6 protein-coding genes are annotated in these 10,557 nt (G+C 69.6%); 4 read left to right on the top strand and 2 right to left on the bottom strand.

The features are described 5' to 3' along the window. Positions 1-348 precede the first annotated feature (348 nt). The 3 genes from IE198_RS12075 to IE198_RS12065 all read left to right on the top strand — a co-directional run bounded on the left by IE198_RS12075 (position 349) and on the right by IE198_RS12065 (position 5,844). Positions 349-1,389, top strand: coding sequence for a terpene synthase family protein (locus IE198_RS12075; protein ID WP_189885663.1), 1,041 nt, complete (start codon positions 349-351; stop codon positions 1,387-1,389). A 23-nt stretch (positions 1,390-1,412) separates the two neighbouring features. Beyond that, positions 1,413-2,756 (top strand): cytochrome P450, encoded by a 1,344-nt coding sequence (locus IE198_RS12070; RefSeq protein WP_229833857.1) that lies wholly within the window; start codon positions 1,413-1,415, stop codon positions 2,754-2,756. A gap of 202 nt (positions 2,757-2,958) precedes the next feature. Further along, positions 2,959-5,844 carry an AAA family ATPase gene (locus tag IE198_RS12065; protein WP_189886036.1) on the top strand — a complete coding sequence of 962 codons (2,886 nt, stop codon included), beginning with the start codon at positions 2,959-2,961 and terminating at the stop codon, positions 5,842-5,844. Between the two features lie 337 nt (positions 5,845-6,181). On the opposite strand, the gene IE198_RS12060 is transcribed toward IE198_RS12065, so the two are convergent. Continuing rightward, positions 6,182-6,844, bottom strand: a complete 663-nt coding sequence (locus tag IE198_RS12060; protein ID WP_189885658.1) for a response regulator — start codon at positions 6,842-6,844, stop codon at positions 6,182-6,184. After that, positions 6,819-7,991: a sensor histidine kinase gene (locus tag IE198_RS12055; protein WP_189885656.1), complete on the bottom strand. Its 1,173-nt coding sequence runs from the start codon at positions 7,989-7,991 to the stop codon at positions 6,819-6,821. The genes IE198_RS12060 and IE198_RS12055 overlap by 26 nt, the downstream gene beginning before the upstream one ends. 175 nt (positions 7,992-8,166) lie before the next feature. On the opposite strand from IE198_RS12055, the gene IE198_RS12050 reads away from it, so the two are divergent. Further along, the gene (locus tag IE198_RS12050; RefSeq protein ID WP_189885654.1) at positions 8,167-10,446 is read left to right on the top strand and encodes an MMPL family transporter; all 2,280 of its coding nucleotides are present in this window, start codon (positions 8,167-8,169) and stop codon (positions 10,444-10,446) included. Positions 10,447-10,557: the final 111 nt, after the last annotated feature.

Below are 10,557 nucleotides of genomic sequence, written 5' to 3'. Positions count from 1 at the left end.
TGTCCTGTGGGGGGCGCGCGTCCCGCGTGTGTGGACGACTCGTCGGCCTCCCCGGCGCCACAATTATGGCATTCGCATATGACCCATTGAATAGTCACCTGGCGATTGCCCAATGTGTCTCGGAATTCCGCGGCCGGATTATATTGACAGTCTGCTCGGATCCGCGCGTTAATTGGCCACATGAAGTGTCGGATGTTCTCGCGTGGACATACAAAACGACCAATTCTGCCGCCGGAGTGATCGCAAGTCCATAGGGAGCACAGCGTGTTGAGGCGTGATCGCCTGGTCGTGAACGCGAGAACCATTCCGGCGGGAAGTGGCGAATTCGGATTCCTTATGGAGAGATTTATGGCCCTTCTTGACTCCTTCACCATTCCGGACTTTTACCTCCCGTTCGAATCCGCCAAGCATCCGCAGTCGGGTCGGGCCAACAGCGAGGCGACCTCGTGGGCGCTGCGCCATGGGCTGATCACCGACGCGGCGGAGCAGTTCGCGGGCATCGGCTTCGGGCACCTTTCCGGGCGGGTGTGTCAAGAGGCGCCCTACCGGCACGTCGTGCTGCTTGCCGAGTGGATGGCCTGGTCGTTCGTACTCGACGACCAGCACGACCACCTCATCAGGGCGGAGCGGCTGGAGGCCTGGCCTCCCCTCACCGATGCCATCACCGGGTACCTCGCCACGGGGCAGGTCGACAGTGCGCCCCAGCTGCGCGAGAATCCGCTGGTGGTCGGGTTCATCGACCTGTGCGACCGCATTCTTTCCGAGATGCCGACGACCATCAGGGAGCGCTACCGAGCGCACATCCCCCTCATGCTGCGCTCCCTCGACCAGGAGGCGGTCAACCGGAATGCCGCACAGCAGCCGACGATCGAGGACTACGTGCGCATGCGCCGGCACAGCTCCCAACTGCTGCCGATGATGGACATGGTGGAGGCCGGCCTGGGCGTCGAAGTGCCCCCGGAGGTGTACGACAGCTCCGCGTTCCAGGACCTCATGAGCAGTGCCCTGGACGTCATCTCATGGGGCAACGACGTCTTCTCCCTGCGCAAGGAGTTCTCCTGTGGGGACAACAACAACCTGGTTTCCCTCCTTGCCTGGTGGAACGAGTGCTCACTGCCGGAGGCCGTGCTCGCCGTCCAGGAGCGCACCCGCTCCCGCGTGGAGGACTTCCTGACCGCGGCACAGGGGCTGCCCGACGTGCTGGACACTCTCGGGGTGACGGACCCCTCGGCGCGCGCCGGGGTCGCGCGCTGCGTGAAGAGCTATCAGGACTGGATGATCGGCGCGGACCTCTGGCAGCGGTACGAGTGCACCCGCTACAACGATGAACGGTGGGTCGCGGGCCTCGAGTCCACGTACACCCGCCCGGATCTGGTCCCGGGAATATGAGCGGTACGACGGAGAGGTGGCCCGTGGCACACGTCAACCCGTCAGGCGAGGCGGCGGTGGCTCCGGGGGGCCTTCCCGTCCTCGGCCACGCGCTGCAGTTGTGGCGCAGGCCGATAGCGTTCCTGGAGTCGCTGCGGACGCACGGCGACGTCGTGAGGGTCGACGTGGCCACATGGCCCGTCCACGTGCTCACCAGCCCGGAGCTGATCCAGACCGTACTGGTCGGTGACGCGAAGAACTTCGGACGCGGCAGGGTCTTCGACAGGTTGCGCCCGCTGTTCGGCAACGGTCTTCCGCTGGCTGACGGTGAGTTCCACCGCAGGCAGCGCCGTCTGCTGCAACCGGCGTTCCACCGGAATCACATCACCGCCTACGCGGAAATGATGTGCCGCCTGGCGGACGAGATGTCCACGTCGTGGACCGCCGGTCAAGAGATCTCGGTGACGACTGAAATGCGCCGGTTCGCGCTGTCCTCGGTCGCGGCAATGATCTTCTCCGGCGACCTCGGGCGGTCGGCTGTCGAGGAAGTGCACCGCTCGTTCCCCGTGCTCGTGGAGGGCATCCTGAGGCGAGCGATCATGCCGAAGGCGCTGGACCGGTTCCCGATCACGATGAACCGCCGGTTCGACACGGCCGCCGCACGGCTGCGCCGGATCATCGACGAGGTGATCGTGCGGTACGGCACCGAAGGGTCGGGCCGTGACGACTTTCTGTCCCTGCTGTTGTCCACGGTGGACGCCGAGACGGGCGAGACGATGAGCGACGAACAGGTGAGGGACGAAGTGATCTCCATCTTCTTCGCCGCGACGGAAACCTCGGCCACGGTGCTGTCCTGGATCTTCCATGAACTCGCCCGTCATCCAGAGGTGGAGAAGCGCCTGCACGACGAAGTCGACGAAGTGATCGGCACGCGGCCCGTCCGTCCCTCTGACCTCGCCGGTCTCACGTATACGAACAACGTCTTCCAGGAGGCGCTTCGCCTGCATTCGCCGCTTCTGTTCACCAGGCGCGCCCTTGTTCCGGTCAAGCTCGGTGGCGTCTCGATCCCGGCCGGAGCCGAACTGGGTTACAGCCCCTACGCGCTCCATCGGGACCCCGCGCTGTACCACGAGCCCGGGAAATTCGATCCGGATCGCTGGAGCACCGACTCGGCGGATCGGCCACGCCCGCACAGGTTCATTCCGTTCGGGGCCGGTCAGCACAAGTGCATCGGGGATTCCTTCGCTGCGTCGGAGATCGTGATCGCCGTGGCGACCGTGGCGTCCCGGTGGCGGTTGGTCCACGCCCCGGGTACCACTGTGCGCAATGTTCCCGGAGGTATCCCTCAGCCGGATGCGCTGGCCATGATTCCCCTGGCACGACACTGACGGAATACGGTCCTTGGCACCTTCGCGGCGATCTCCGGACGTCTCACGAATCCGTGCCTGCGGCTGCGTCAGCGAAGGGTACAGGTCCACCCACGAATGAGTGGCCGAATTCCCTGAAAATGGTCGTAAGGAGTATCACCCCACCCCTCTGACCGTACACTCGGCGGCACGCGCTTGAGGGGGCCAAGAGGTGACACAGGTCGTGGAGCAGCAAGGGTGGGCTGATCAGCCCATTCTCGAACGGGAATCCGAAGTCCACGCAATCCAGCTTGCGTTGGGTCAGTTGTGCGGAGCCTCGGCCAACGGCTCGGGTGCGCGGCGGGGCGGTGTGCTCGTCTTCGCAGCACCAGCCGGCCTGGGCAAGACGACCCTGCTCGCCGAAGCCCGCAGGCACGCCACCGAACGCGGCTGCACGGTGCTGTCCGCGCGCGGCGGCGAGCAGGAGAAGCAGGTGCCGTTCCATGTGGTGCGCCAGCTCATCCAGCCCACGGTCGCCGCCATGAGCGAGGGCGAGCACCGCGAGATCCTGGGGCACTGGTACGGCATCGTCGCACCGGCGATCGGTCTGACCGCCCCGCAGGACGGTGCCGCACCCGACCCCCAGGGAGTGCGCGACGGTCTCGACTGGGTCGTCACCCGACTGTCGGTGCGTTCCCCGCCCGTCGTGCTGATCCTCGACGACGCGCACTGGGCAGACGCGGAATCCCTCGCGTGGCTCACCGCCTTCGCGACACGAGCCCAGGAGCTGGGGATGCTGATCGTCGTGGCCTGCAGGCCGGATGAGCTCCCTCCCGACGCCACCGTGCTGCACACCCTGGCCTCGCGCCACGGTGCGCGCCCGCACCGGCTGGAGCCCCTCACACCGAGTGCGGTGGCGCGCATAGTGCGCAACGCCCTCGGCGACGGCGCCGACGACCTGTTCTGCCGGGAATGCTGGGCGATCACCGGCGGGAACCCGTTCGAGGTCGTCGAGCTCACCGCGAAGGCCCGCGACCGTGGCCTGAGGCCACTGCGGGACAACATTCCCCATCTCCGTGATCTCGCCTCAGCCGTCAAGGGCAGCGGGCTCATCGAACGGCTCGAACAGCTCGGGCCCTCCACAGTCCGGCTCGCATGGGCTGCCGCGGTGCTGGGCACCGGCATTTCCACAAGGATTGCGGCGAGCGTCGCCGCGCTCGGCGACGCGCAGATCAACGAGGCCATCGACCAACTGCACGCCGCGCGCATCCTGACGGTCCTGACCACGGTGAAACGCGAGGAGGTCGTGGAGTTCTTCCACCCGCTGATCGCCACCGCCGTGTACCGGTCCATCCCTCCAGGGGTACGCGTCGCCATGCACGGCATGGCGGCGAGGACCGTGATCGACGCCGGCCTCGGCGCCGGGGCCGCCGCCCGCCACATGCTGGAGATGCACCCGGAAGGCGACCCCTGGGTCGTGCAGCAGTTGCGCCAGGCCGCCCGCGAGAACTTTTCCGCCGGAGCCCCCGACGCCGCCCGCCGCTATCTGGCCCGCGCTCTGCGTGAACCGCCGGTTCCCGAGGACCGGGCCCAAGTGCTGTTCGAACTCGGTTCAGCCAGTCTTCTCCATGAACCCACCACGACCGTCAACCACCTGCGGGCCGCACTGGAAGAGCCCAAGATCGAACAGGGTCTACGGGAAGCGGTCGTCTACCGGCTCGCCCAAGCCCTCGCCCACACCGGCAAGTTGGTACAGGCGACCGAACTTCTCGCGGAGGAGGCCCGCCGCACCTCCAGCGCCCGCACCAAACTGCGTATGCAGGCCGAGCAGTTCAGATGGAATGCGGTCCGCGTCGACGAGCAGGACTCACCGGCCCGCTCCCGGCTGCTGGCCCAGTTCGCCAAGCGCCTCACCGGCCGCAGCCTGGCCGAACGCCACATCCTGGGGCTGCGCGGCTGGGACTGCGTGATGCGCGGTGAACCCTCTGCCAGGGCACTGCAGTACGCGGAACGAGCTCTGGACGGCGGTCTGAGATGGACCGACCAGGACTTCGGGTTCGAGGTGCCGGCCGTCATTGCTCTCACCCTCATGTACTGCGATCAGCCGGGCAGGGCCGAAGAACTGTTCAGCGATGCCATCACCGAGTTCGAAGCACGAGGATGGCGCGGCGCGCACCTGTCCTTCGCCTACACCCTGCTCGGCTACGTCCGCTACCGGCGCGGTCGGCTTACCGAAGCAGAGGACTTCGTACGCCAGGGACTCGAGATCGCCGACCGGGTGGGGCGCGGAATCCCCGCGCAGTGGCAGGCGGTCGGCACCCTCATCGAGACCCAACTCGCCCACGGAGACCTTGCAGAGGCCCAGCGCGTCGCCGAGTCCTACGACTTCGGAAAGGACTTCCCCAACTCGGTCATCTACCCCGACCCCCAAGCCGTCTGGGGCAAGCTCCTCCTGGCCCGCGGCATGAACGACGAGGCCGAGCGGCAGCTCGCTGAAGCCGGCCAGCGCCTCGACAGCCGAGGCACACGCAACCCCGCGTGGAGCCCCTGGCAACTCGACCTCGCCCTGGCGCAGGCCAAGCATCAACCCGAGAAGGCCCGTGCCACCGCACAAGACGCCGTTGCGCGCGCCCGCGCGTTCGGAACCGCCGGCGTCATCGGTCACGCACTGCGCGTCCAGGCGGCGACCACCGACCCGGCCGAGGCGGTCGTCCTCCTCCAGGAAGCCGTCGAGCACCTCGAGACGTCGCCGGCCGCGTACGAACTCGCCCACGCGCTCATCGACCACGGCGCCGCCCTGCACGCCCTCGGCAACCTGGAGCGCGCCGCCCACCAGCTCTACTCCGGCATGGAAGCCGCGACCGGCTGCGGCGCCGACGGCCTCGCAACCCGCGCCCGGACAGAGCTCGCCGCCGCCGGACTGCGCCCGCGTCGCCGCCAGAGCAGGGAACAGGACACCCTCTCCGAAGCGGAGAGCGTGGCAGCCCGTCATGCCGCGCTCGGACTCGACAACGCGGCGATCGCCGCCGAGTTCGGCATCGGAGAGGATGCCGTGTCGAAACTGCTGTCCGCCGTCTTCACCAAACTGGGAACCGACCGAGCGGGCCTGCGCCGCGCGCTCGGCATGTGATCGGGCGGGGCCGGGGACGGCTCACGGGTCCGGCCGGACAGGTGCCGGCCGGACCCGACGCGGGTGCGCCCTGCGCCGGGCGCCCGTACTAGGCCGCGTATCGAGTCGTGATCATCGGGTGGTCCTGGTGAGGTCTTTGATCCAGATCATCGAGGCGTGCAGGTGGAGACTGGCGAGGTAGCTGTCGGGAGTCTTGTCGTATCGGGTGTCTCACCGTCCCAGTTCCGGCCTCCTGGTACGTCACGCTCAGGGGCGGGTGAGGCACGTGGAGCCGACGTGAGCCGACCGTGCACTGATGTCCGGGCGGGGACTCACGGGACATGGCCCGGCACCCGGCTCAGGTTCCGGGGAGGACACGGCGCGTTTCGTAGGCCCACATCGCGATCTCGACCCGGTTACGGGCGCCGAGTTTGGCCATCAGGCTGGCCAGATGCGTCTTCACCGTGCTGAGGCTGATGTGCAGTGCATCGGCGATCTCGGTGTTGGTCAGCCCGCGAGCGACGGCGAGGAGCACCTGCTCCTCGCGGGCGGTGACGGGGGAGACCGGCTGGGCCACGGGCCGGCCGGCGGGCAGGTCCGCGAATGCCTGGAGCAGACGGACGGTGACGCTGGGCGCGATGAGCGCCTCACCGTCGGACGCCGACCGTACGGCCTGCGCCAGAAGGTCCGGTCCCGTGTCCTTGAGGAGGAATCCGCGGGCGCCGGCACGCAGTGAGCCGTAGACGTACTCGTCGAGGTCGAACGTGGTGATGACGACCACGGCCAGCGGGTCGGCGACGCCCGGGCCGGCGACCAGCCGGGTGGCCTCGAGCCCGTCGAGTACGGGCATGCGGATGTCGAACAGGCAGACATCGGGGCGTAGTTCGCGGGCCAGACGTACCGCTTCCCGCCCGTCGGCGGCCTCGCCGACCACCTCGATGCCGGGCTGGGCGTTCAGCATGATCCGCAACCCGGTGCGGATGATCGTCTGGTCGTCAGCGACGAGGACGCGAATGGACACCGCTCTCGCTCCTCGCTCTCGGCAGTTCGGCTTCGACATGCCAGCCCCGGTCGGTACCCGGGCCGGCTCGTAGTGTGCCGCCGAGCAGGGTCGCGCGCTCGCGCAGTCCGGTAAGTCCGTATCCGTCGCGACCCCGGCCGGTGCGCCGGCCGTTGTCGCGCACGCTCACCCGTACCGTGTGCCGTTCCGCGGCGACCCGAACGACGAGCTCGGTCGCGTCGACCGCATGGCGCAGCGCGTTGGTCACCGACTCCTGCACGATCCGGTAGACGGCCGCGTCCACGGCCGCGGGCAGCGCGTCCAGTTCGCCGTCGAGCCCCAGGTCGACCCTGAGGCGATCACCCGGGGTGCGCACCAGGCGCTCCAGATCCGCGACTCCGGCAGGGGGCGCCAGCTCGGCGCCGACCCCGCGGTCGCGCAGCGCGGCGACCATGGCGCGCATTTCCTCCAGCGTGCGCGCCCCTTCCTCCTCGACCCCCTCCAGCGCCTCGACGGCGGCGGACGGGTCGGTGCCCGCGAGCACCCGGCCCGCCTGGGCGATGATCACCATGGCCGACACGTGGTGGGCCACCGTGTCGTGCAGTTCCCGGGCGAGCTGCTCGCGCTCGCGGGAGCGCACCTGCTCCAACTGCCGCTCGCGAGCGGTCACCCGGAACCGCACGGCAGCCCCGACCACGCCGGGCAGCAGCAGGAAGACGAAGCCCACGACCTTTTCGACGACCGGGGTCTCGTCCGTGACGACACACAGCGCGCCGGCCGCGAGGATCACCGCGCCGCCCAGCACGATCTCGCGTCCCGATCCCCACCGGGGCAGCGCGTACACCAGCACGAGCACGACCCCGCCGGTGTACAGGCCGACGGGCTCGCGCGGTGCGGCGACGAGCGAGGCCACCGGAAGCAGGATCACCGAGCCGAACGCCAGCGTCACCATCGCCAGCGGGCGGGTCCGGCGCCACAGGGGCAGCAGGCACAGCCATACGGCGAACACCACCGCCACCGGCCGCCACACGACGTTCTCGCGCAGGGTGGCCTCCAGCGCCACACCGGCAAGGCCCGCGGCGAGCAGCGCCCAGTCCCGCCGCACCCGGGCGGGCGCGTCGGGCGGCCGGGGTTCGGTCCACAGGGTTCGCAGGTCGTCTCGGAGCACGGTTCTCAGCCTAGGGACCGCGGCGTGCCGCGCATCGGCCGAAAGGACGGGTCGTCACTCCGCCCCGGGGCCGAGGGATCCGCGGCCCGCGGGCCGATGCCGCGGAGCGCCGTGGCGACGAGCCTCGGCATCGGCGGCCGTACAAGGACGGCCGACGAGGTGGTTGGAGGACCCGATGCTCTCGAAAGCCCTGTTGCGCCTGGGCGCAAGCGCCGCCCGCCATCCCTGGCGGGTGATCGCGGCATGGCTGATCGCCGCCACGCTCGCCGTCCTCGCCGCCGTCGCCTTCGGCGGGCGGACCGCGGACTCGATGACCGCTCCGGGACTGGACTCCCGACGGGCCGCGGAACTGATCGAGCGGGCAGGCACCGGCCAGGAGGGGATGACCGCCCAAGTGGTCGTCACCCCCCTCGACGACGGTGCGACGTTCTTCGACGACGACGACGACGACGGCGCGCGCGCCGCTCTCACGCGGCTGCGGGCCGAGGTGAAGCGGCTGCCGCACGTGCTCGGCACGAGCGACCCGGCGGGGGCGCTCGACGCGGGCGGGGACACCGCCGTGCGCGGCGGCCTCGTTTCGGCCGACGGGCGGATCGCGGTCGTCCGGGTGCAGTACCCCGACCAGAGCCGGCTGTCGGCCGAAGACCTCGACGCCCTCGTCGATCTCGGCGACCGGCTGCGCGCCGAGCTGCCGCTGCGCATCGAGATGGGCGGGAACCTCTTCTACGTCTTCTCCGACCCCGACGGCGGCGCGAGCGAGCTGATCGGCCTCCTCGCCGCGGCCGCGATCCTGTTCCTGGCGTTCGGTTCGCTCGTCGCCGCCGCGCTGCCGATCGGCATGGCGGTCTTCGGGCTGACCGTCGGGGTCGCCACGATGACGGTACTGGCGGGGGTGACAGAGGTCCCCACCTTCGCACCGGTCCTGGGCAGCATGGTCGGGCTCGGAGTGGGCATCGACTACGCGCTGTTCGTGCTCGCCAGGCACCGGGAGTACCTCGCGTGCGGGCTCGATCCGCAGGCGGCGGCCGGACGAGCGGTGGCAACGGCGGGGCGGCCGGTGGTCTTCGCCGGCGGCACCGTCGTCGTGTCGATCCTCGGCCTGGCGGTCGCGAACGTGCCGTTCATGACGGTGGGCGGGGTTGCCGTCTCGATCGTCGTCCTGACGATGGTGCTCGCGTCGGTAACGCTGCTGCCGGCCTTCCTCGGCGCGGCGGGCCCGCGCCTGGCCCGGGCCGGCCGGATCGGCCGGGCTCTGCAGACCAGGAAGCTGGGCCGACTCGCACGGCGGCGGGACCCGGCGGCAGGCGCCGCCCACGCCGCCGGGTGGCGTCGCTGGATCGGGCACGTCAGCCAGCACCCGGTGCCGTACGCGGTCGGCGCGGCGGGGCTGCTGCTGACCGCGACGCTGCCCGTGCTCGGCCTGCGCGTCGGCCTGCCCGACGACGGCTCACTGCCCCACAGCCGTACCGAGCGCCGGGCCTACGACCTCGTCGCCGAGGGGTTCGGCCCGGGCACCAACGGTCCCCTCGTCATCGCCGCGGACCACACCGGTGATCCGGGAGTGCTGGACCGACTCGTCGCAACGGTCGCGGCGGATCCGGGCATCGCATCCGTCGCGCCGACGCACATCGATCGGGCCACCGGCATCGCGACCCTCGTGGTGTTCCCGACCACCAGCCCTCAGGACAAGGCCACGGCCGACACCATCGCCCGGCTGCGCACCGACGTGCTGCCCACGGCGATCGGGCACGGCCCGGCCAGGGCCCACGTCGGCGGCGCCGCCGCGAGCCTGTCCGATGTGGGCCAACGCACCAGCCAACGCCTGCCGGTGTTCGTCGCCGCCGTGCTGGCGATGTCGTTCCTGCTGCTGATGCTGGTCTTCCGCTCGATACTCGTACCGCTCAAGGCGGTACTGCTGAATCTGCTGAGCATCGGCGCGGCCTACGGCATCATGGTCGCGGTCTTCCAGTGGGGCTGGGGAGGCGCACTCATCGGGCTGGAAGCGACGGTTCCGATCGTGTCGTTCATCCCGATGTTCCTCTTCGCCATCCTGTTCGGCCTGTCGATGGACTACGAGGTGTTCCTCCTCTCCCGCGTACGCGAGGAGTACCTGCGCACCGGCGACAACGGCACGGCGATCGTTGAGGGCGTCTCGCGCACCGCCCGGATCATCACCTCGGCCGCCCTCATCATGGTGGCGGTCTTCCTGTCCTTCGCCGTCGCCGAGGACCCCTCCACCAAAATGTTCGGGCTCGGCCTGGCCACCGCGATCTTCATCGACGCCACGGTCGTACGCATGGTGCTGGTACCGGCGACCATGACACTCCTCGGCCGGACCAACTGGTGGCTGCCGAAGTGGCTAGACTGGATGCTTCCCCGCGGCCCGGTCGGCACCGACGAAACCGACGCGAAATCCACGGGTGAGGCCCCGCGTCCACGGCTGGTTGACCGTTGACTCAACTTCTGCCCGCCCTTGGCGTCCGGCACCTCAGCGCGTCACCTAGGTTCTGTCCGGCGGATCATGTCCTGAGCCATAACCGGATGGCTGCCAGGGTGACGGCGCCGT

This window comes from Streptomyces xantholiticus (assembly GCF_014651015.1).
Lineage (GTDB): Bacteria > Actinomycetota > Actinomycetes > Streptomycetales > Streptomycetaceae > Streptomyces > Streptomyces xantholiticus.
The sequence above is the reverse complement of the archived record's forward strand: the minus strand, read 5'-3'. Positions and strand labels throughout refer to the sequence as shown.

Coding starts and splice junctions, on each gene's coding strand:
- IE198_RS12075 (WP_189885663.1), top strand. CDS start 349: ATGGCCCTTCTTGACTCCTTCACCATTCCGGACTTTTACCTCCCGTTC.
- IE198_RS12050 (WP_189885654.1), top strand. CDS start 8,167: ATGCTCTCGAAAGCCCTGTTGCGCCTGGGCGCAAGCGCCGCCCGCCAT.